Source organism: Lentzea sp. HUAS12 (genome assembly GCF_024125735.1).
Taxonomy (GTDB): Bacteria; Actinomycetota; Actinomycetes; order Mycobacteriales; family Pseudonocardiaceae; genus Lentzea; species Lentzea albida.
Genome location: NZ_CP099738.1, coordinates 584758 through 604374 on the forward strand (window position 1 = coordinate 584758; position 19617 = coordinate 604374).

Sequence of the window (19617 nt, forward strand, 5' to 3'; positions counted from 1 at the left end):
GGCATGCGAATGATCAGCGTGGTCGCGTTGCTGCTGCTCGGCGTGCCGGGCGCGGCCGTGGCCTCTCCCCAGGACGACGTGGTCGTCCACGACCTCGACACGAACGGCGTGGCGGCCTACTGGACCCCGGAACGCATCGCGGCGATGCCGACCGGCCCCACCGCCCCGCCCGGCACGCCACCGGTCGACGACGCGACCGGCGCCCCCGCACCGGCGAGCCGCACCATCGGCCGCCTGTTCTTCGTCGACCGCGACGGCGAGGACTCGAGCTGCACCGCGACCGTCGTGGCGAGCGCGAACAGGCGCACGGCGGTGACCGGCGGCCACTGCGTCCACACGGCGGACCTCATCGGCCAGGACCCCCGCTGGCACACCAAGATGCTCTTCGTGCCGGGCTTCCACGACGGCACCAGGCCGTTCGGGGAGTTCGTCGTGCGCCAGGCCGTCGTGCACAGGACCTGGACCACCGACGACCAGCGCACCGAGTACGACCAGGCGTTCGTGGTGCTCGACAGGCCGTCTCCCGCGGCCGAGCACATCGCCTTCGACCGCCCGGCGGACCGCTTCGCCCGCGAGTACGGCTACCCCCGCGCGGCCGGGCAGCCCGGTCACCAGGGCAGGCCGGAGTTCACCGGTCAGCGGCTCGCGCAGTGCTGGGGCACGCCGGTGCTCAACCCCGGCCACCCCGAGGTGGGGCCGGAGAACGTCTGGGGCGTGCCGTGCGACATGGGCGGCGGGTCGAGCGGTGGGCCGCGGATCAGCGGTGGTGCCGTGGTGGGCGTGAACATCCAGAGCTTCAACGTGGACTCGGATGGGCGGTGGTGCCCGATCGGCCAGTGCGTGCGGCACCTGGGTGGGGCGCAGTTCTCGGGGAAGGTGACCGGGGCGCTGTACGCGCGGGCGCAGCGGGGGTAGGTGGGCGGGGCCTGGTGTCGGACCTGAGGACGGCCGCCGGCCGCAGGCCCCGAAGCCCAGGTCGCGGAGCCGGCGACCCCTCGTGCGCCGGCTCCGCGGGACTCCACGCCCCGGCGTCAGCAGCGCTCGTCGGTCTGTCCCCAGTAGACGTTGCCGTCGCCCCACACCTCGCCGTACGCGCGGGTGCACTGGGAGAGCGTGCTGGTGCCCTTGGACCACACGTCCTGCTTGTTGTACCCGTTGACGTTGCTGCTGTAGTCGCGGGAGCCGTTGACGACCATCGCGGCGCTGGAGCTGAACGAGCCCGGCTGCCCGGCGTGGGAGTCCCACACGTAGGTGTAGGCCCAGTTCTTGCCGCAGCCCTTGAACTGCTTGACCGACGCGATGATCGTGCCGTTCTTCTTCACGTACCCAGTGGACCCGATCTGCACGGTGCCGGCGCATCCCGGAGCCGACTCGGCCTGGGCCGTGCCGACGCCGGCGAGGGCCGCCAGTGCCACGGCGGGCAGGAGCAACATGACTTTGCGCATGCCGCCCACGCTGGTCCAAGCCGGTTAGGCGGTGGTAAATCGGTCCGCGAACTCCACCGCGGCGGGGCCGTCCGGGCCTGTGGCCAGCACCGTGCCGGCGGCGACGACCAGCTGCACCGCGTGACCGTCCACGGTGCCCGTGTAGCGGCCGTCGGGAGGCAGCGCGGTTCCCGGCGGCACCGCGATGACGCCGGTGGCGCGCACGCCCTCCACGCGGTGCGGTCTGCCCAGGAGGAGTGCGGCGGCGCGCACGTCTCCGCTGCGCACCAGCTCGTGCACCCTCGTCGACGAACACCCGTGCACCAGTTCGACGCCGACGGCCGGGAGTCCGAGGTCCCGCAGCGTCTGCACGGTCCCGGCGCCGCGGTGGCCGAACGTGAAGTTCGCCCCCACCACGACGGCCTCGGCGTGCAACGCCCCTACCAGCACGTCCGCCACGAACGACGCGGGCGTCACCGCGGCCAGCGCCGGCGTGAACGGCAGGACCAGGACCGCTTCCACCCCGAGGAGGTGGCCGAGCTCGGCTCGCCGGGAGACGGTGCTCAGGGCGGATGTGTCCCGCGGCAGCCCGAGCACCCGGGCCGGGTGCGGGTCGAACGTCACCAGCACCACCGGCCGGTCCCCGGCGACCTCGCGCGCGGTCGCGATCAGGTGCGCGTGACCTCGGTGGACGCCGTCGAACACCCCTATCGTCACCACGCACCCCGGCCAGGAGGCGGGCACCTCGGTGAGAGAGCGCCACACGACGCGTTCACGGACTGCCGTCATGGTTGGGCCGCCAGATCGGAAGGATGGGTCGCGAGCGGTGTCACCTCGACCCGCATGAACTCCCACAACGGCAGCGACGACAGGAACGCGTGCAGCTCGTCGTGGGTGGGCACGTCGAAGACGCTGATGTTGCTGTACTGCCCGACCACCCGCCACAGGTGGGGCCACACGCCCATCTTCTGCAGCTCCAGCGCCCGGTCCTTCTCCGCGCGCACCAGCTCGGCGCGGCGGTTCGGGTCCAGGTCGTGGGGCAGCGAGACGTCCATCCGCACGTGGAAGAGCACGGTCACCTCCTGGTGAAGGCCGCGACGGCCGCGGGGTCCAGCTCGACGCCGAGCCCCGGACCGACCGGCAGGTGCAGGTCGCCGCCGTCGTAGCGCAGCGGCGTGGTCAGCAGCTCCTCGCGCATGAGCAACGGCCCGAACAGCTCGCTGCCCCACGTCACGGCCGGAGAGGCGCAGGCGAGGTGCAGCGACGCCGCCGTGCCGACCGGGCTCTCGATCGAGGTGCCGCCGTGACACGGAATACCCGCCGCGGCGGCGATCGATGCCATCGCGGCGGTCGCGCGCAGCGACTCGTCCGCCATCACCGGGATCGGCAGCGCGTCGGCGAGCTGGGCAGGTAGCGCAACGACGTGAGCCGGTCCCACCGCGCGTTGATGTTCACTCGCACGCCCGCGACGCCGGCCAGCTTCTCCGCGATCGCGCACACGCGCCGCACGTCGTCGGCGGGGTCCTGCGCGCCCATCTTGAGCTTGAAGCTGCGGTGCCCGGCGTCGAGCTTGGCCATCGCCTCCTCGATGACGACGGCGGCCGGCTCGGTGCCGAGCGCCCACGTCACCGGGATCGACGTGCGCGCGAGCCCGCCGAGCAGCGGCGAACTGGATCACCGAGCTCCGCGCGGGCCGGCAGATCACGCACTTCGGCGTGGTGCCGGACCGCGGGATCACGCTCGCCCAGGCCGACCTGCCACCCGCGGCGGCCGGGCTCACGCCCCCGTGACGCCGTCGATGCCCTCGCGCAGGAAGTCCGCGTGGCCGTTGTGCCGCGCGTACTCGTGGCACAGGTGGTGCATGACCAGCCGCAGCGAGACCTCCTCGCCCCAGCGCGGCTGGAAGCCCGTCACGTCAAGGGATTCGGCCTCGCGTTCGATCCGGCGCGCGTGCTCGACCTCCGCCTGCCACGCCGCGAACGCCTCGGACCGCGTGGAGTCCGAGGCGTCGTAGGCGACCTGGTAGTCGTTGTCCCGCGACCACACCAGTGGCAGGTCCTCGCCGTTGATGACCTTGCGGAACCAGGTGCGCTCCACCTCGGCCATGTGCCGGACGAGACCGAGCAACGTCAGCGCGGACGGCGGCATCGAGCGGCGGCGCAGGTCGTCGTCGCTCAGGCCGTCGCACTTCATCGCGAGGGTGGCGCGGTGGAAGTCGAGGAACGCGCGCAGGGTCTCGCGTTCGCCCGCCTGCAGCGGCGGGCTGGGACGTTCGGTGATCACCGCGTCAGTTTGCTCACGAAACGGCTCTGCCGCACGCGGATTTGGTGTAGGTGTAGAGCGTCGTCTACGTGGTTCTGGGGGAATCAACGATGCGTGGATCAGCGCTGACCGCTGCAATCTTCTTGGGGTGCACGACTTTCACGGCTTCCGCCGCGGTGGCGGCGGAGCAGTCGGCGTGCGAGTGGGTCGTGTCGGACGTGCCGGTGCCTTCCGGTCACGACCCGAAGTTCACGACGGTGAAGGGAACGGACAGCTTCGGCAACTACTCGGGCAACTCGCGGCGCGAAGGCACGGGCTTCACGTTCGACGCGGTGATCTGGACCGGCGGGCAGCCGAGAGTGCTCCAGGCGCCGGGAGACCTGACGGACCTGCAGGTGATCGACGAGAACCGGTCGGGAACGGTGCTGCTGTTCGGCCGTTTCCCGGACCGCACGGCCACTTTGCTCTACAAGGACGCGCACGAGGCGTCCGGCACGATCACCGAGCTGCCCGGCCTGGAGGGGTACCAGATCAACCCCGCCACCGCGCTCAACGAACGCGGCGACGTCCTCGGCAACGCCACATCGGCGTCGGGCGGTGACGGCGTGGGACTCCTGTGGCCGGCGACCGGTGGCGCGCCCCAGGTGATCGAGCGGTCCGCGGGGCTGAGCCAGGACCTGGACGACGACGGCACCGTCCTGCTGCGCCACCCGAGCAGCAACGGCGGACGCCTGTGGCGCAACGGTGTCGTGACGGAGCTCGCGCACGAGGGCAAGCGCCAGTACGTCCAGGCGATCCGGGGCGGCAAGGTCGTCGGCTACCAGTTCGAGTTCGAGTTCTCCAGCCCGCAGGGCCTGTTGTGGGACGGCAACGGCGCCATCAAGCGCATCGCGGGTGCCGCGTCCGCCTACACCATCAACGGCGGCGGTCTGGTCACCGGTCAGCGCGGCTCGCTGACGGGCAAGGCGGCGATCTGGCGCGACACGAGGTTCATGACCGAGCTGCCGCTGCCGAACGGGGTCTCCGGTGTGTCGGAGCTCTTCGTCGCGGGTGACGACGAGACGTTGTTCAGCAAGTCGGGTTCCGGGCCGCTGCGCTGGAGCTGCGAGTAGGAAGCGCCACAGCACACCTCTCTCCTCGCGGCGCTACGGTGGCCGTGAGGAGAGAGGTGGCTGATGACGCAGCAGCTCGACGAGGCCGAGTCGGCGTTCAAGGCGGCCCGGCCCAGGCTGTTCGGCATCGCGTACCGCATGACCGGCAGCGTGGCGGACGCCGAGGACCTGGTGCAGGAGGTGTGGCTGCGCTGGCAGCTCGCGGACCGCGCGGCCGTGCGCAATCCCGAGGCCTACCTGGCGACCTCGATCACCCGCCTCGCGATCAACGAGTCGCAGACCGCGCGGGCCCGCCGCGAGACCTACGTCGGGCCGTGGCTGCCCGAGCCCGTGGACACCTCCGCGGACCCGCAGGTCGGGGCCGAGCGGGGCGCCGTGCTGGAGCTCGCCGTGCTGATGCTGCTGGAGAAGCTCACCCCGACCGAACGGGCCGCGTACGTGCTGCGCGAGGCGTTCGACTACCCGTACCGCGAGATCGCCGAGATCGTGCGGACCAGCGAGGTCGCGACGCGGCAGCTGGTCAGCCGGGCGCGCAAGCACCTCGCGGACGAACGGCGCGTGCCCGTCGAACGCGCGGACCAGCGCAGGCTGCTGGAGGCGTTCGTGGCGGCGGCGCAGGCCGGTGACCTGGCGGCGCTGGAGGAGCTGTTCGCGCAGGACGTCGTGAGCTGGTCCGACAGCAACGGCGCGATCCGGGCGGCCGGTCGCCCGCTGGTCGGCGCGGCCTCCCTGGCGAAGATCATCTCGGGCTGGGCGCCGTCGTTCTGGGCCGGCGCCGAGGCGTCTTTCGTGGAGGCGAACGGGCTCAGCGCGGTGCGGCTGCGCAAGGAGGACGGCACCTACGCGGTGATCACCGTCTCCGCCTCCTCCGAGGGCATCGACCAGGTGTTGTGGCTGGTCAACCCGTCGAAGCTGGGAGCGTTCCAGTAGGGCTGTCACAACCTCGGGGCCTGTCCTGTCTTAGCTCGTGAACACCCGAACACGAGAGGGATGGACCCATGAGGATCGTTGTCATCGGCGGCACCGGGTTGATCGGCAGCCAGGTCGTGAAGCGGCTCGGCGAGCACGGCCACGACGCCGTGCCCGCGTCCCCGAACAGCGGCGTGAACACGCTGACCGGTGAAGGCGTCGAGGAGGTGCTGAAGAGCGCCGACGTGCTGGTGGACGTGTCGAACTCGCCGTCGTTCGCTGACGACGACGTGATGAACTTCTTCACCACGGCCACCACGAACCTGACCAAGGCCGCCGCCGCGGCGGGCGTCGGCCACTACGTCGCGCTGTCGATCGTCGGCACGGACGAGCTGCCCGAGTCCGGCTACCTGCGCGCGAAGGTGGCGCAGGAGGAGCTCATCAGGGAGTCGGGCCTCACGTACTCGATCGTCCGCGCCACCCAGTTCTTCGAGTTCGCGGGCGCCATCGCGAACTCCGCCGAGCAGGACGGCGTCGTGCGCCTCCCGCACGGCGGCGTCCAGCCGGTCGCGGCCTCCGACGTCGCCGCCGTGGTCGGCAGGACCGCCGCGACCGCGCCGATCGGTGGCGTGCTGGAGATCGGCGGGCCGGAGGAGTTCACAATGGACGGTTGGGTGCGCACGGTTCTGGCGCACCGCCAGGACGAGCGCGAGGTCGTGGGCGACCCGCGGGCCAAGTACTTCGGCACGTTCCTGACGGGCAGGCAGCTCGTGCCGAACGCCGGCGCGCAGCTGCAGCCGACCAGCCTGCGGGAGTGGCTCGACGCCGGGAACTGACCGGCGCCACCGCGGATGAACGGGGTGCGGCCCCCTGTTCATCTGCGGACGTCGTGCTTGGTCATCTCGACCTCGTCTGGCTACGTTCCTCGTCGTTGAACTCACCGACTTCTGGGGGACGAGATGAGTGCAAGAGCTTCTTTCGCGTTGTCTGCCGCACTTCTGGCAGCCGCGGTCGTCAGCACACCGGCGCACGCGGCCACGACGATCACCGACCTGGGCGCGCTGCCGTCCGGCGGTCGGCACGTCGCCACGTCGGTCAACGACGCCGGTGCCGCGGTCGGTATCGCGTACAGCAGCGGCGTGCCGACCCGTGGGGTGCGCTACGACGGCAACGGCGGTGCGGTCGAGCTCGTGGGGCCGGCCAACGCCGACACAGCGGTGGAGGCGGTCAACAGCAGCGGCATCGCCGTGGGCACCACCACGGACAAGTCCGGGAGTCGAGCACTCCGGTTCAACGCGGACGGCACGCACGTCGTGCTCCCCACGCCCGCCGGCTTCACCGGCGCGATCGGGCAGGCGATCAGCGATTCCGGCACTGTGTACGGCGTTGCCACCGAAGGCCGCCGCCAGGTCCCGGTGGCCTGGAGCCCAGCCGGTGCCGTCACGGCGATGGTGCTTCCGGCCGGTGCGAACGGGGCCGACCTGAAGGACGCCTCCGCGAACGGGTACGTGGTCGGACGCGTCTCCGGTCCCACCATCCCGACGACGGCCGTGCGGTGGAACCCGGACGGCAGCGCGACCGTCCTCAGTGGACTGGCGGTCGACCAGGCGGCCTGGGCGACCGCCGTCAACCAGCTCGGCGAGGTGGCCGGGGCCGCACTGGACGCCGGTTTCAGCGCGTGGGGCGTGCGGTGGAACGCCGACGGCTCGTTGAACAAGTACGAACAGGGCTTCGGTCCCACGGGCATCAACGACCACGGCACGGTGGTCGGCTCCGTCGTGGTGAACGGCGACCAGGTGCCCGTCCTCCACGAGAAGTCGGGCAGCAGGCTCGAGCTCGGATTCCCCGCGGGAGATTCCACCGCGAGTGCGCAGGACATCAACAACAACGGCGTGGTCGTGGGATCCGCGGGATCACGCGCCGTCAAGTGGACCGTCGGCTGACCTGAGCGTCACGGCTGCCTCCCAGAACGCTGGCCAACGCGATCATCCCCTCTATATCGTGGCCACCGCACGGCTCACGAACTCTTGGGGGATTGAAATGAGTCGAAGACTCTTCTTCGCGCTGTCCGCGGCACTTCTGGCCACCGCGGCCGTCACCGCGCCGGCCCACGCGGACATCACGATCACGGACCTGGGCGGTCTGCCGGGCGCTACCGGCAACCGGGTGTACTCGATCAACGACTCGGGCGTCGCGGTGGGTGCTTCCTTCGGGAACAACGTGCTCCGCGCCGTGAAGTTCGACGGCAACGGCGCGTCCGAACTGGTCGGCCCGCAAAGCTATGTCACCAGGCTTTACAAGGTCAACAACCTCGGTGCCGCCGTAGGCTCCACCTCTGTGTCCTCGCGTATCGTGCCCATCCGGTTCAACCCGGACGGGACCTACGTACTGCTGAGCGTCCCGTTCGGTTTCAGCACCGCGCGAGCAACCGCGATCGACGACTTCGGGACGGCCTACGGCACTGCCACCAGCGAGGACGGCAAGCAGATTCCGGTGAGGTGGCGGCCGAACGGCATCCTCACGAGCATGAAGCTGCCGCAGGGAGCCACCTGGGGCTATGTGACGGACGCTTCGCCGAACGGATACGTGAGCGGACTCGTTTCCGGCAGTGAGCTGAACATCCTGGCGGTGCGGTGGAACCCCGATGGCAGCGTGACCTCGCTCCCCAGGATGGCCGACGGCGAACCGACCAGGGCGTATGCGGTGAACCGGCACGGTGACGTGGTCGGCACCGGCAGGATCTCGAATGAGGAGGGAACGTTCGGCGTTCGTTGGAACGCTGACGGGTCGATGAACAGGTACGGCCCTGACGCCGAGCCGCAGAGCATCAACGACCAGGGTGTGGCGGTCGGGTGGAGCCCTGGGGAGAGCGGACCGCGCCCGTACCGCTGGACCAAGGACGGCGACGAACTCGCGCTCGGACTTCCCGAAGGCGCTGACCGCGTGGAATCCATCGACATCAACAACAGCGGTGTGATCGTGGGGACGGCGAGCGACCGCGCGTACAAGTGGGTCGTCAGCTGACCTGAGTTCAGAACCTCGCGTCGCGCAACTGCCGGCGCGAGGTCACCCCCACCTTCCCGAACACCTTGCGCAGGTGCCATTCCACGGTGCGCGGGCTGAGGAACAGCCGTGTCCCGATCTCCGGGTTCGAGTACCCCTCCCGCGCCAGCCGCGCGATCTGGTACTCCTGCGAGGTCAGCTCGTCGGTGGGCTCGGCGGTGCGCTTGCGGGCTGTCTCGCCGGTGGCGTGCAGTTCCCGCACCGCGCGGTCGGCGAAGGCCGACATCCCTGACGCCACAAGCAGCTCGTGTGCGGTGCGGAGGTGTTCGCGGGCCTCGACGCGCTGACCCTCGCGGCGCAGCCACTCGCCGTAGAGCAGGTGCGAGCGACCGAGTTCGCCGCGCAGGGCCGTCTGTTCGAAGTGCGCGATCGACTCGGCGAAGGCGCCGGGGTCGCCGTTCAACGCGCGGAGCCGGGCCGTGATCCCCGACGACCAGTGGGTGTCGACCCAGCCCGAAGAGCGTTGCAGGGCTTGGGAGACCAGTGCCGTGTCGCCGGTGCGGGAGGCCGCCTCGGCCAGTTCGGACGTGATCAGGCAGCTGTAGACGAGGGTGTCGGGCACGCGCAGTGCGGCGTCGCGGGCCAGGTCGTGGCGGCCCAGTCCGTTGTGGAGGATCGCGGCGGTCCAGTCGGCGATCACGGCCAGCCGGCCCTGCCCGTCGCGCAGGGCCTCCTCCCGTGCCGCGGTGGCCAGGTCCTCGCCGCGGTAGGCGGCCTGCAGCAGCAACGCGTAGCCGACGGGCGGGGTGCCGGTGACCTCCGCGATGCGGCGGTCCTCCTCGATCAACGCCTGCGCGGCGGCGGGGTCGCCTGCGAGGAGTTCGTTGTCCGCCAGGAAGTTCAGCGCGAACTGCAGCTGCACGAGCGCGCCCGCGTCCCGCGACAGGCGCACCTGCTGCTGGGCGAACGCGCGGCGGGTGTCGAAGTCCCACAGCTCCGTCGCGACGATCCCGCCGGCGCGGTTGCCGAACAGCCACGGCGCGCGGCTGACGTCGTCGGCGCCGACCTTCACCGCGCGCAGCTCGTCCAGGGCGCGCGTCATCAGCGGCACGGCGTCCGCGTAGCCCGACGTGATGCGGGTCGTCAACGCGTCGAGCACCAGGTCCAGGGCGCAGGCCGGGGTGCGTGCCGGGGGAGCGCTGCGGGCGGCGTCGGCGAGCGGCGCACCGGCCCAGATCGACGCGGAGAGCGCTTCCAGATGGGTCTCGCGGGCCAGGTCCGCGTCGAACGGCGTCAGCCTGCGGGCCGCGCTGAACAGCAGGGGAGCGGCCTCGGCGACCTGACGCCGGTCGAACGCGATGTGCCCGCGCAGGTGCTCGACCTGGGCGCTGCGCAGCTCGTCCGGCGGCCCCGCCTCGACCGCGGACAACAACCGCAGCGACGCGTCCAATGCGCCCGCGTCGCGCTTGGCCCGTGCGGCGGCGAGCTCGCGGGCGGCCCGGCGGCCGGGTTCGGGGGTGAGCACGGCGGCCTGTTCGAGGAACGCGGCCGCGGCCAGCAACCCGCCACGGGCCTGTGCGCGACCGGCGGTGTTCTCCAGCGCGGCCGCGACCTCCTCGTCCGGCGCGGCGGTGCCCTGCGCCCGGTGCCACGCGCGGCGGTCCGGGTCGATGGCCGGATCGGTCACGTCGGCCAGCGCCTGGTGCACGCGCAGCCGGTCCGAAGTGGACGCCGAGCGGTACACGGCGGAGCGCACGAGCGGGTGCCGGAACCGGACGCGCGCGCCGAACTCGATCAGCCCGGTCTCGAGCGCGGCGGCGGCGGGGTCGGCGCCCAGTCCGAGCAGGCCGGCCGCCTGCCAGAGCAGGGTCGCGTCGCCCAGCGGTTCGGCGGCCGCGGTCAGCATCAGCAGCCGGGTGCCGGCGGGCAGCGGCGCGATCTGCCGGGCGAACCCGGCCTCGATGCGGCTGGTCAGCGGCTCGGCGTCGAGCCCGTCGGCGAGCTCGGCCGCGGTCCACGCGCGGGGCAGCTCGAGCAACGCCAGCGGGTTGCCCCGCGCCTCGGCGACGATCCGGTCGCGCACCCGGCCGTCCACCGGCCCCTTGACCACGGACTCGAGCAACGCCCGCGCGTCCGCGTCGTCCAGGCCGCGCACGAACAGCTCGGGCAGTCCGTCGAGGTAGTCGTTGGTCTCGCGCAGCACGAAGACCAGCGCGATCCGTTCGGCGAGCAACCGGCGGGCGACGAACCCGAGCACCGCCGAGGACATGGAGTCGAGCCACTGCGCGTCGTCCACCAGGCAGACCAGCGGCTGCTCGTCGGCGACCTCGGCGAGCAGCGTCAGCACCGCCAGCCCGACCAGGAACCGCGTCGGGCGCGGGCCGGAGGCCATCCCGAACGCGGTGCCGAGCGCCTCGCGCTGCGGCGCGGGCAGCCGGTCCAGCCGGTCGAGGAACGGCACGCACAGCTGGTGCAGCCCGGCGTACGGGAACGCGCTCTCGGACTCGACGCCCGCGGCCCGCGCGACGCGGAAACCCGAGGCCCTCGCCGACACCCGGTCGAGCAGCGCGGTCTTGCCGATCCCGGCCTCACCGCGCAGCACGAGCACCTGACCAGCGCCGGACCGCGCCCGCGTGAGCAGCCGATCCAGCGCCTCGCCCTCGGCGCTTCTGCCGAGCAGACCTTCGTCCGACACGGGCCCGAGCCTACGGGCCAGGGGGTGACCAGGGTGTTCCACGGGTTCGAAGCGGCCCCCTGCGGGAGCAGTCTCGTGTCATCAACCGAAGGAGATGAACCCCGATGGACTACAAGTTCGAGGTGACCGTCATCCCGGTCGGCGACGTCGACCGGGCCGTGCACTTCTACAGGGCGCTGGGCTGGCGCTTCGACGCCGAGTTCGCCGACGACGAGGGCTACCGCCTGGTCCAGTTCACCCCGCCCGGCTCGCCCGCCTCGATCATCTTCGGCACCGGCGTCTCGAACGCCGAACCGGGCAGCGCCGAGGGCCTGCACCTGGTCGTCGACGACATCGAGGCGGCCCGCGAGGACCTCGCCGAACGCGGCGTGCGGGTCAGCGAGGTCTTCCACGACAAGACCGGCGTCTTCCACCACGCCGGCACCACCGGCCGGATCTCCGGCCCGGACCTCGCCCGCACCAGCTACGGCTCGTTCGCCTCGTTCAGCGACCCGGACGGCAACGGCTGGGTGCTCCAGGAGGTCACGACGCGCCTCCCGGGACGTGTGTGATGACCGACTACCGCGAAGGAAGCACTGCCGTGAAGCTCGACCAGATCGACATGAAGCTCGAAGTCACCGTCATCCCCGTCACGGACGTGGAGCGCGCCAAAGCCTTCTACACCAAACTCGGCTGGCGCCAGGACGTCACGCCGCCGTGGGTCGTCCAGTTCACCCCGCGCGGCTCCGACGCCTCCATCCACTTCGGCGAGGGCGTCACGACCGCCGAACCCGGTTCAGGCCGGCACTTCCTGGTCGTCTCGGACGTCGTCGGAGCGCACGAGGCCCTGGTGGCCGCGGGGATCGAGGTCGGCCCGCTCTACCACCCGACGCCGGACGGCCCCGTCGAGGGCGCGGACCCCGAGCGCCGCAGCTACGTCACCCGCGCCGAGTTCGCCGACCCGGACGGCAACACCTGGGTCCTGCAGGAGGTCACGACCCGCCTGCCCGGCCGCATCGAGCCCGGTGAGACGTCCTACGCGTCGATCGCCGACGTGGCCGCGGCGCTGCGCAGGGCCGCGGTGGCCCACGGCGAGCACGAGAAGCGCAACGGCGGCGAGTACGACGAGAACTGGCCCGAGTGGTACGCCGAGTACCTGGTCAAGGAGCAGACGGGCGAGCAGCTCCCGCGATAGGTCCGAGTTATGTCGGTGGGCACCAGGTCGCGCCCCGGGACACGACCTAGGGAACGTCCCGGATGTGCGAGGGCGTTCCCGCGCTTTACCTTCTCCCGCAAGCGAGGGAGGACGCGATGAAGGCCATCGTGCAGGACAGGTACGGCTCCGCGGACGTGCTGGAGCTGAGAGAGGTGGACCGGCCCGTGCCCGCGGCCGGCGAGGTGCTGGTGCGGGTGCGGGCGTCGTCGGTGAACGCCGCCGACTGGCACGTCATGCGCGGCGACCCGTACTTCGCCCGGCTGTTCCTGGGGCTCAGGGGGCCCAGGGCGCGGATCAGGGGGATGGACTTCGCGGGTGTGGTCGAGGAGGTCGGGCCCGGGGTCAGCGGCATGGTCCAGGTGGGGGACGAGGTGTTCGGCGAGGTCGAGGGGGCGTTCGCCGAGTACGTCCGGGTGCCCGCACACCTGGTGGCGCACAAGCCCTCCAACCTCACGTTCGAGCAGACGGCGACGCTGCCGCTGGCGGGCAACACCGCGTGGATGGGCCTGCGGGAGCTCCAGGCGGGGCAGAAGGTGCTGATCAACGGCGCGTCCGGCGGGGTCGGGCTGATGGCGGTGCAGATCGCCAAGGCGCGCAAGGCCGTCGTGACCGGGGTGTGCAGCACGCGCAACGTCGAGCAGGTCCGTTCGGCCGGCGCGGACCACGTCGTCGACTACCGGACGACGGACTTCACCCGCACCGGGCAGGTCTACGACGTCGTGTTCGACCTGGTGGGGAACAGGTCGATGAGCGAGCTGCGGTCGTTGCTCACCCCGGACGGCACGCTGGTGCTGTCCGGAGGCGGTAGCTTCACCGGCGGCGTGCTGTTCGGCCCGTACCGGTTGATCATCCAGGGCAAGGTGTTGTCGTCGTTCACCCGGCAGCGGCTCGTCGTGCTGGAAGCCAAGCCCAGCAAGGAGAACCTGGCCGCGCTGCGCGAGCTGGCCGAGTCGGGGGAGCTGGTGCCGGTGATCGAGCGGACCTACCCGCTGACCGACGCGCCGGACGCGATCCGCCACGTGGAATCGGAGCACGCGCGGGCGAAAGTCGTCGTCACGGCCTGACTCGTCCCCTACTCTGCGCATCGGGAAGCCGTTTTCGGGCGAGGGGGGACCAGATGAGGACCATCCCGATCTTTCCGAGGCGCATCGCGGAGATGAACGACGGCGTGGTCGCGACCGCGGACGCGTACGCCATGTGGTTGCGGACGTTCTACGACGTCCGGGCCCGCTGGCACCGGCGCTTCTACCGGATCAGCGGGATGCTGGTGATCCTCGTCGGCGCCTCGCTGCCGGTGCTGACGAGCCTCGACTACGCGAGCAAGGAGGTGGTCATCTCGCTCGCGGGCGTGGTCGTCGCCGGCCTCACCGGGCTGCGCGCGTTCTACCGCTGGGACCAGTCGTGGATCCTGCTGCGCAACAGCGAGATGGCCGTCACCGCCGCGTACCTGGAGTGGAAGACGGCGCCGGGCAACTTCCCCGTGAGCGAGGACGCCGAGCAACGGGCGGTGCAGGAAAAGGCCGCGTGCGCGTTCATCGACAAGCTCGGTGAGCTGCGGCGGCAGGAGGCGACGACGTACTTCAAGGACGTCGCGTTCCCGGACCTGAACGGCGCCAAGACGTAATTCCCTCGCTTTCCGCGGGCGATCGGGCCACCATCCGCGCATGGTCGAGGTTCGGGTCACCGGGGGAACGGTTCGTGGCGCCACCGGGTCGGGGACGGCGGTGTTCCGGGGCATCCCGTTCGCCGCGCCGCCGGTCGGCCCCCGGCGGTTCGCCGCGCCGCAGCCGGTCGAGCCGTGGGACGGCGTGCGGGACGCGCTGGAGTTCGGGCCGCCGCCACCGCAGGCCGGGGTGTTCGGCATGGACACCATCGGGTCCGCGGGGCACGACTGGCTGACGCTGAACGTCTGGTCGCCCGATCTCACCGCTGACCTGCCGGTGATGGTGTGGATCCAGGGCGGCGCCTACACGGTCGGCACGTCCGGACTGCCCGAGTACGACGGCACGCGGCTGGCGTCCGGCGGCGTGGTGGTCGTGACCTTCAACTACCGCGTCGGCATCGAGGGTTTCGGGCAGATCGAGGGCGCACCGGCGAACCGCGGGTTGCTGGACCAGGTCGCGGCACTGGAGTGGGTGCGCGACAACATCCGCGCGTTCGGCGGCGATCCGGGCCGCGTGACGGTCTTCGGGCAGTCGGCGGGAGGCGGTTCGGTGGCGGCACTTCTCGCCATGCCGCGCGCGAAAGGCCTGTTCCACCGGGCGATCGCGAGCAGCGTGCCGGGCGTGTTCTTCAGCAGGGAGCTGGCCGCCGACATCGCCGCCTCCTGCGCCGCCGAACTCGGGCTGCGCCCCACCGCCGCCGATCTGTCCACTGTGGAACCGGAACTCCTGCCCGCAGCGGGCGACGAGGTCATGGCTCGGATGCACGAGGTCTCGAGGTGGGGTCAGGCCGCGCACAAGAGGATCCCGTTCGCGCCCGTGGTCGACGGCGACGTCCTCCCGGTGACGCCGTGGGAAGCGCTGAGAGCGGGCGCGGCACGGGACGTCGAGCTGGTCTGCGGGCACACGCTGCACGAGCAACGCCTGCTGTCCGTGCTGGAGGGCTTGGTAGGCCGCGTGACGCCGGAGCAGGCGGCGGAGGCGGCAGCGGTGTTCGCGCCCGGCCTCGCCTACCCGGACCTGGAGCCGGAGGAACTGTTCGAACTGGTCTGCTCCGACTGGCTCTTCCGCATGCCGTCGCTGCACCTCGCGGAGGCACAGGTGGCAGGAGGCGGCCGGGCGCACGTCTACGTGGTGGCCTGGTCGCCGACCGAGACGTTCCGCGCGTGCCACGGCATCGACGTGCCGCTGGTGTTCGGCAACGTCGACCGCGGGCAGTCGTCCGCTGTGCTCGGCGAGGTCATACCCGAGGCGCACCAGGTGTCCGACCACCTGCGGCAGGCGTGGACGGGCTTCGCGGTGCACGGCGACCCGGGGTGGCCCGCCTACGCCGCGGACCGCCTGACGCGGGTGTTCGACGTCGAGGACTCGGTCACCGCCTACCCGCAGGAGCGGTCGCGGCGGATCTGGCAGGACCACACCTGGGAATACCTTGCCCTGCAAGACGTTGTACGGGCCGGAAGGGAGGATCGATGAACAACGAGTTCTCGGTGCACGACAGCACGGGTTTCAGCAGCTTCCGGCCTGGTGGGGTGGCGGCGGACCGCTGGGTGACCGTGAGGCACCTGTTCGACGAGGGCCACGTCGAGACTCCCGCCGAGAAGTGGGAGCGCGGACAGCTGGTGTTCGAGTCCGGTGACTACATCCGGGCCGCCGAACTGCTGGCCGACGTCGCCGGCGAGGTGCCGTTCCAGACGGACCTCCGCCTGCTGCTGGCCCGCGCGTACTACCACTCGGCGCAGCTCGGCAAGGCCGAGACGCAGCTGCGCGAGATCGTGGACCGCGACCCGGTCGAGCACTACGCGCACCTGCTGCTGGGGCGGACGCTGCAACGGCAGGGCCGGCCGGAGGAGGCCGCGCCGTGGCTGCGGCTGGCGGCTGCCTTCGGCGGGGAGCTGGCGGACGTTTAGGCGGTATGTGGCTCAGCACGGCGTGCTGAGCCACACCGTCACGTGACGTCCAGCTTGGCGAACGTGCGCAGCAACCCCGGCGCGACCAGCCCGGCGATCCGCGCCGCCCTGGCCTCCACCGTCACCGGCACCACGGCCCGGTTGCCCCGCACCGCCCGCACGATCTCCCGCGCCACCCCCTCGGGACCGAAACCCCGCCGCGCGTACATCCGCGAGGCGCGCTCCTGCTTGCGGCTCTCCTCCGCGGAACTGACCCCGGAGAACGTCGTGGTGGCCGTGATGTTCGTGTTCACGATCCCAGGGCAGATCGCGCTGACGCCGATGGCGTGCTCCGCGAGTTCGGCCCGCAGGCAGTCCGAGAGCATGAACACCGCCGCCTTGCTGGTGGCGTACGCGGAGAGGATCTTCGACGGCAGGTACGCCGCCGCCGAGGCCAGGTTCACGATGTGACCGCCCTCGCCGCGCTCGACCATCAGCTCGCCGAACGCTCGGCAGCCGTGCACGACGCCCGACAGGTTGACGTCCAGCACCTGTTGCCACTGTTCCGCGGAGGTCGAGAGGAACGAGCCGGAGTGGCCGATGCCGGCGTTGTTCACGACCACGTCCGGCACGCCGTGTTCGGAGGCGACCTGCTTCGCCCAGGCGCGCACCGCGTCCTCGGAGCGCACGTCGACCTCGTAGGCGTGGCCGCCGACCAGCGCGGCGGTCTCCTCGGCCGCCGTGAGGTCCACATCGGACACCACGACCCGTGAGCCCGCCTCGGCGAACGCCACCGCGGTCGCCCGGCCGATGCCGCTGCCGCCACCGGTGATCACGACGAGCTCGCGGCGGGGAGCGGAGTCCGTGACGAACTCGCTGATCATCCGGGCGAGCGCCGCGGGGTGGCTGAGCGGCGCCCAGTGGCCGGCGGCGATCTTGCGGCGCGTCAGGGACGGCACCCAGCGTTCGAGGTCGAGCGGTTCGGTGCGGATGTAGCGGTCACGGGTCGGCTGGACCACCTGCACGGGCATGGGGGCGAAGCGCTGCCTGGGGGCGCGCATGACCTGCCGGATGTTGGCCCGGTACAACGAGATCCCGCGCACCGCGTCGGACGTCAGCGTGCGCGCGGGCTTGACCTTCACGCCTTCGAGCCGGTGCAGCACCCCCGCCCAGCGCGGGCCGAGGTAGAGCCGCCAGAACAACGGCGCGAGCACCGGCAGGTGGAACGCCGCGATGTACCAGGAGCGGAAGAACTGCTTGAGGTGCGCGATCGACAGACCCTTCCGCGACCAGTGGCCCATGTGGTCGAGGCACGGACCGGAGATCGAGGTGAACGTGGCGATCCGCGCGCCGGGCGTGGTCACGGCCTCCCACGACTGGATCGAGCCCCAGTCGTGGCCCACCAGGTGCACCGGATCGTCCGGGCTGACCGCGTCGATCACCGCGAACAGGTCGGCCGCCAGCCGTTCGAGCCGGTAGCCGTCCTCAGTGGACGGAACACCGGACTCGCCGGCGCCCCGCACGTCGTAGGTGACGACCCGGAAGTCCTTCTCCAGCACCGCGGCCACGCGATCCCAGACCTCGTGCGTGTCCGGGTACCCGTGCACCAGCACCACCGTCGGACCGGACGTGCCGCGCACCTGCACGGCCAGGTCGACATCGCCGGAACGCACCTTCACAGCTCCTCCAAGACCAGTCGATCACCGGTGGGCCTGTCCACGCAGATCCGCACGCCGCCGACGTCGCACGTGCCGCAGAACCCCTGCCGGCACGAGTAGGCGACCGACGGCCGGAAGTCCCTGATCACGTCCAGCGCCGACCGGTCGGCGGGCACGTCGAGGGTCACCCCGCTGCGGCGCAGTTCCACCGCGAACGGGCGCCCGTCCACGATCGGCGGCGGGCTGAAGCGCTCGAAGTGCAGCCAGCGCGAGGAGAACTCGGCCCGCACCTGGTCGAGCATCGACGCCGGCCCGCAGCAGTACACCGCGCCACCGGGCGACGCGTCCGCCAGCAACGCCCTGCCCCGCCCGATCCGCACGTCGACCCGGCCGGCCGGGAGCTCGTCCAGGAACGGCATGGTGGTCGTCGAGCGCCCGCGGTACACGAGCCGCCAGTCGAGGCCCCGCCGCGCGGCCGCGTGCACCATCGGCAGGATCGCGGTGATCCCGATGCCGCCCGCCACGAACAGGACAGGCCCGATCCCCGCGAACGGGAACGCGTTGCGCGGCCCGCGCACCTGGATCCGGTCGCCCACCCGCAACGCCTGCACCTCGCGGGAGCCGGCGCCGACCTCGCGGACCGCGATCCGGTAGGTGTCCTCGGCCGGGTCGCCGCACAGCGAGTACTGGCGGCGCAGCCCGGACGGCAGGTGCAGGTCGACGTGACAGCCCGGCTGCCAGGCGGGCAGCGCCGGACCGCCGAGGCGGAGGGCCACCACGCCGTCCGCGACCTGGGAGCGTTCGGCCACGGTGAGCCACAACGCGTCCCGCGCGGCACCGGGGCGCGCCCGGCCGCCGAACCGGGTCACCGCGGCGTCGTAGAGCGCGCCGAACCGGGTCAGGCCGCCCAGCATCAGTGCGCCTCCCGCGCCGCGGGCGACGAAGCCAGGTACGCGATCGCCTGCGACGTCGACCCCTCCTGCTTCGGGTGGTACGCCGGGTGGAAGTACCGCAGGAACGCCCGGAAGATCTCCGACAGCTTCGGCAGCAGCCCGCGCCGACCGGCCCGCATGGCCTCGCGCCACGTCAGCCGCACGTTCGTCGTCTTGTCCGCGTGCACCATGAACCGCGCGCCACGCACCCACAGCCAGAAGAGCACCGGCGCGACCAGCAGCATCGTGCGCGCACGCCGCACGTATCGGCGGTCGAGGTGGCACATCAGGTCGTACGCGACGCTGCGGTGCTCGACCTCCTCGGCCGCGTGCCAGCGCAACAGGTCCAGCATCACGGGGTGGATGCCGGCGCGGTCGAGGGCGTCGGCGTTGAGCATCCAGTCGCCCAGGTAGGCGGTGAAGTGCTCGATGGCGGCGACGATCGCGACCCGTTCGATCAGCTGCTCGCGCGCCTGCTCGGGGCCCAGCCCCGTCCCGGGACCGAGGATCCGCTGGAACACGTGCTCCATCTGCCGCGTGAACGGCCGCGGGTCCAGCCCGTGGGCGAGCAGGTGGTCGAGCACCTCGCTGTGGGCCTCGGCGTGCATCGCCTCCTGCCCGATGAACCCGAGCACGTCCTCGCGCAAGGTGTCGTCCGAGATCAGCGGCACGGCCTGCTGGAACGTCCGCACGAACCACCGCTCGCCCTCGGGCAGCAGCAGGTGCAGGACGTTCATGACGTGCGTGGCCACCGGCTCGTCCGGGACCCAGTGCATCGGCAGGGTCGACCAGTCGAACCGCACGTCACGAGGCTGCAGTACGAGGTTGTCCGGCTCCATCGCAACACCTCCGCCAATTGCTACGCGCCCGTAGCTTT

At 71.6% G+C, this 19617-nt stretch carries 22 protein-coding genes; 12 read left to right on the forward strand and 10 right to left on the reverse strand.

Annotation, left to right across the window (positions count from 1 at the left end; all coding sequences use genetic code 11):
• The first annotated feature begins 3 nt into the window (after nt 1-3).
• Nucleotides 4-915 carry a serine protease gene (locus ND450_RS02875; protein ID WP_253324601.1) on the forward strand — a complete coding sequence of 304 codons (912 nt, stop codon included), beginning with the start codon at nt 4-6 and terminating at the stop codon, nt 913-915.
• 116 nt (nt 916-1031) lie between these two features.
• Here ND450_RS02875 and ND450_RS02880 read toward each other — a convergent pair whose 3' ends face one another.
• The 6 genes from ND450_RS02880 to ND450_RS02905 all read right to left on the reverse strand — a co-directional run bounded on the left by ND450_RS02880 (nt 1032) and on the right by ND450_RS02905 (nt 3707).
• Nucleotides 1032-1445 (reverse strand): hypothetical protein, encoded by a 414-nt coding sequence (locus ND450_RS02880; protein WP_089919825.1) that lies wholly within the window; start codon nt 1443-1445, stop codon nt 1032-1034.
• A gap of 24 nt (nt 1446-1469) precedes the next feature.
• A complete protein-coding gene (locus ND450_RS02885) occupies nt 1470-2213 on the reverse strand; it encodes an adenylyltransferase/cytidyltransferase family protein (RefSeq protein ID WP_253324602.1) in 744 nt (247 codons plus the stop codon).
• The gene (gene catC, locus ND450_RS02890) at nt 2210-2497 is read right to left on the reverse strand and encodes a muconolactone Delta-isomerase (RefSeq protein WP_253324603.1); all 288 of its coding nucleotides are present in this window, start codon (nt 2495-2497) and stop codon (nt 2210-2212) included. The genes ND450_RS02885 and catC overlap by 4 nt, the downstream gene beginning before the upstream one ends.
• Before the next feature lie 2 nt (nt 2498-2499).
• Entirely contained in the window at nt 2500-2862 is a 363-nt protein-coding gene (locus tag ND450_RS02895) for an enolase C-terminal domain-like protein (RefSeq protein ID WP_253324604.1), read from the reverse strand.
• The gene (locus tag ND450_RS02900) at nt 2799-3053 is read right to left on the reverse strand and encodes an enolase C-terminal domain-like protein (protein ID WP_253324605.1); all 255 of its coding nucleotides are present in this window, start codon (nt 3051-3053) and stop codon (nt 2799-2801) included. Before ND450_RS02900 ends, ND450_RS02895 begins: the two co-directional genes overlap by 64 nt.
• Before the next feature lie 147 nt (nt 3054-3200).
• Nucleotides 3201-3707, reverse strand: coding sequence for a DinB family protein (locus ND450_RS02905; protein ID WP_253324606.1), 507 nt, complete (start codon nt 3705-3707; stop codon nt 3201-3203).
• A 122-nt stretch (nt 3708-3829) separates the two neighbouring features.
• Between ND450_RS02905 and ND450_RS02910 the strand changes: the two genes are divergently transcribed.
• From ND450_RS02910 to ND450_RS02930, 5 genes are all read left to right on the forward strand, one after another.
• Nucleotides 3830-4798 carry a hypothetical protein gene (locus tag ND450_RS02910; RefSeq protein WP_253324607.1) on the forward strand — a complete coding sequence of 323 codons (969 nt, stop codon included), beginning with the start codon at nt 3830-3832 and terminating at the stop codon, nt 4796-4798.
• Between the two features lie 63 nt (nt 4799-4861).
• Nucleotides 4862-5728, forward strand: a complete 867-nt coding sequence (locus ND450_RS02915; protein WP_253324608.1) for an RNA polymerase sigma-70 factor — start codon at nt 4862-4864, stop codon at nt 5726-5728.
• Nucleotides 5729-5796: 68 nt separating this feature from the next.
• Nucleotides 5797-6543, forward strand: a complete 747-nt coding sequence (locus ND450_RS02920; protein ID WP_253324609.1) for an SDR family oxidoreductase — start codon at nt 5797-5799, stop codon at nt 6541-6543.
• Nucleotides 6544-6690: 147 nt separating this feature from the next.
• Entirely contained in the window at nt 6691-7650 is a 960-nt protein-coding gene (locus tag ND450_RS02925; RefSeq protein ID WP_253324610.1) for a DUF3466 family protein, read from the forward strand.
• Nucleotides 7651-7747: 97 nt separating this feature from the next.
• Complete coding sequence (locus tag ND450_RS02930) at nt 7748-8731, forward strand: hypothetical protein (protein WP_253324611.1); 984 nt, start codon at nt 7748-7750, stop codon at nt 8729-8731.
• Nucleotides 8732-8738: 7 nt separating this feature from the next.
• Here ND450_RS02930 and ND450_RS02935 read toward each other — a convergent pair whose 3' ends face one another.
• Nucleotides 8739-11405: an AAA family ATPase gene (locus tag ND450_RS02935; RefSeq protein WP_253324612.1), complete on the reverse strand. Its 2667-nt coding sequence runs from the start codon at nt 11403-11405 to the stop codon at nt 8739-8741.
• A 104-nt stretch (nt 11406-11509) separates the two neighbouring features.
• Here ND450_RS02935 and ND450_RS02940 point away from each other — a divergent pair, with 104 nt between their 5' ends.
• From ND450_RS02940 to ND450_RS02965, 6 genes are all read left to right on the forward strand, one after another.
• Nucleotides 11510-11956 (forward strand): VOC family protein, encoded by a 447-nt coding sequence (locus tag ND450_RS02940; protein ID WP_253324613.1) that lies wholly within the window; start codon nt 11510-11512, stop codon nt 11954-11956.
• A 29-nt stretch (nt 11957-11985) separates the two neighbouring features.
• The gene (locus ND450_RS02945; RefSeq protein ID WP_253324614.1) at nt 11986-12579 is read left to right on the forward strand and encodes a VOC family protein; all 594 of its coding nucleotides are present in this window, start codon (nt 11986-11988) and stop codon (nt 12577-12579) included.
• Nucleotides 12580-12695: 116 nt separating this feature from the next.
• The gene (locus ND450_RS02950) at nt 12696-13664 is read left to right on the forward strand and encodes an NAD(P)-dependent alcohol dehydrogenase (protein ID WP_253324615.1); all 969 of its coding nucleotides are present in this window, start codon (nt 12696-12698) and stop codon (nt 13662-13664) included.
• A 53-nt stretch (nt 13665-13717) separates the two neighbouring features.
• The gene (locus ND450_RS02955) at nt 13718-14224 is read left to right on the forward strand and encodes a DUF4231 domain-containing protein (protein ID WP_253324616.1); all 507 of its coding nucleotides are present in this window, start codon (nt 13718-13720) and stop codon (nt 14222-14224) included.
• A gap of 40 nt (nt 14225-14264) precedes the next feature.
• Nucleotides 14265-15737: a carboxylesterase/lipase family protein gene (locus tag ND450_RS02960; protein ID WP_253324617.1), complete on the forward strand. Its 1473-nt coding sequence runs from the start codon at nt 14265-14267 to the stop codon at nt 15735-15737.
• On the forward strand, nt 15734-16171 hold the full coding sequence (locus tag ND450_RS02965) for a M48 family metallopeptidase (RefSeq protein ID WP_253324618.1): 438 nt from the start codon (nt 15734-15736) through the stop codon (nt 16169-16171). The genes ND450_RS02960 and ND450_RS02965 overlap by 4 nt, the downstream gene beginning before the upstream one ends.
• A gap of 38 nt (nt 16172-16209) precedes the next feature.
• Here ND450_RS02965 and ND450_RS02970 read toward each other — a convergent pair whose 3' ends face one another.
• The 3 genes from ND450_RS02970 to ND450_RS02980 are packed head-to-tail and all read right to left on the reverse strand — an operon-like array spanning nt 16210 to nt 19579.
• Nucleotides 16210-17823: an SDR family oxidoreductase gene (locus ND450_RS02970; RefSeq protein WP_253324619.1), complete on the reverse strand. Its 1614-nt coding sequence runs from the start codon at nt 17821-17823 to the stop codon at nt 16210-16212.
• 2 nt (nt 17824-17825) lie between these two features.
• Nucleotides 17826-18722: a PDR/VanB family oxidoreductase gene (locus tag ND450_RS02975; RefSeq protein ID WP_253324620.1), complete on the reverse strand. Its 897-nt coding sequence runs from the start codon at nt 18720-18722 to the stop codon at nt 17826-17828.
• Nucleotides 18722-19579, reverse strand: coding sequence for a metal-dependent hydrolase (locus ND450_RS02980; RefSeq protein ID WP_253324621.1), 858 nt, complete (start codon nt 19577-19579; stop codon nt 18722-18724). The genes ND450_RS02975 and ND450_RS02980 overlap by 1 nt, the downstream gene beginning before the upstream one ends.
• Nucleotides 19580-19617 lie beyond the last annotated feature (38 nt).

Excerpts from the sequence above, each read along its gene's own strand:
- ND450_RS02920 (WP_253324609.1), top strand. The coding sequence starts at position 5,797 with ATGAGGATCGTTGTCATCGGCGGCACCGGGTTGATCGGCAGCCAGGTC.
- ND450_RS02880 (WP_089919825.1), bottom strand. The coding sequence starts at position 1,445 with ATGCGCAAAGTCATGTTGCTCCTGCCCGCCGTGGCACTGGCGGCCCTC.
- ND450_RS02940 (WP_253324613.1), top strand. The coding sequence starts at position 11,510 with ATGGACTACAAGTTCGAGGTGACCGTCATCCCGGTCGGCGACGTCGAC.
- ND450_RS02875 (WP_253324601.1), top strand. The coding sequence starts at position 4 with ATGCGAATGATCAGCGTGGTCGCGTTGCTGCTGCTCGGCGTGCCGGGC.
- ND450_RS02955 (WP_253324616.1), top strand. The coding sequence starts at position 13,718 with ATGAGGACCATCCCGATCTTTCCGAGGCGCATCGCGGAGATGAACGAC.
- ND450_RS02930 (WP_253324611.1), top strand. The coding sequence starts at position 7,748 with ATGAGTCGAAGACTCTTCTTCGCGCTGTCCGCGGCACTTCTGGCCACC.
- ND450_RS02950 (WP_253324615.1), top strand. The coding sequence starts at position 12,696 with ATGAAGGCCATCGTGCAGGACAGGTACGGCTCCGCGGACGTGCTGGAG.
- ND450_RS02965 (WP_253324618.1), top strand. The coding sequence starts at position 15,734 with ATGAACAACGAGTTCTCGGTGCACGACAGCACGGGTTTCAGCAGCTTC.
- ND450_RS02885 (WP_253324602.1), bottom strand. The coding sequence starts at position 2,213 with ATGACGGCAGTCCGTGAACGCGTCGTGTGGCGCTCTCTCACCGAGGTG.
- ND450_RS02915 (WP_253324608.1), top strand. The coding sequence starts at position 4,862 with ATGACGCAGCAGCTCGACGAGGCCGAGTCGGCGTTCAAGGCGGCCCGG.
- ND450_RS02960 (WP_253324617.1), top strand. The coding sequence starts at position 14,265 with ATGGTCGAGGTTCGGGTCACCGGGGGAACGGTTCGTGGCGCCACCGGG.
- ND450_RS02975 (WP_253324620.1), bottom strand. The coding sequence starts at position 18,722 with ATGCTGGGCGGCCTGACCCGGTTCGGCGCGCTCTACGACGCCGCGGTG.
- ND450_RS02980 (WP_253324621.1), bottom strand. The coding sequence starts at position 19,579 with ATGGAGCCGGACAACCTCGTACTGCAGCCTCGTGACGTGCGGTTCGAC.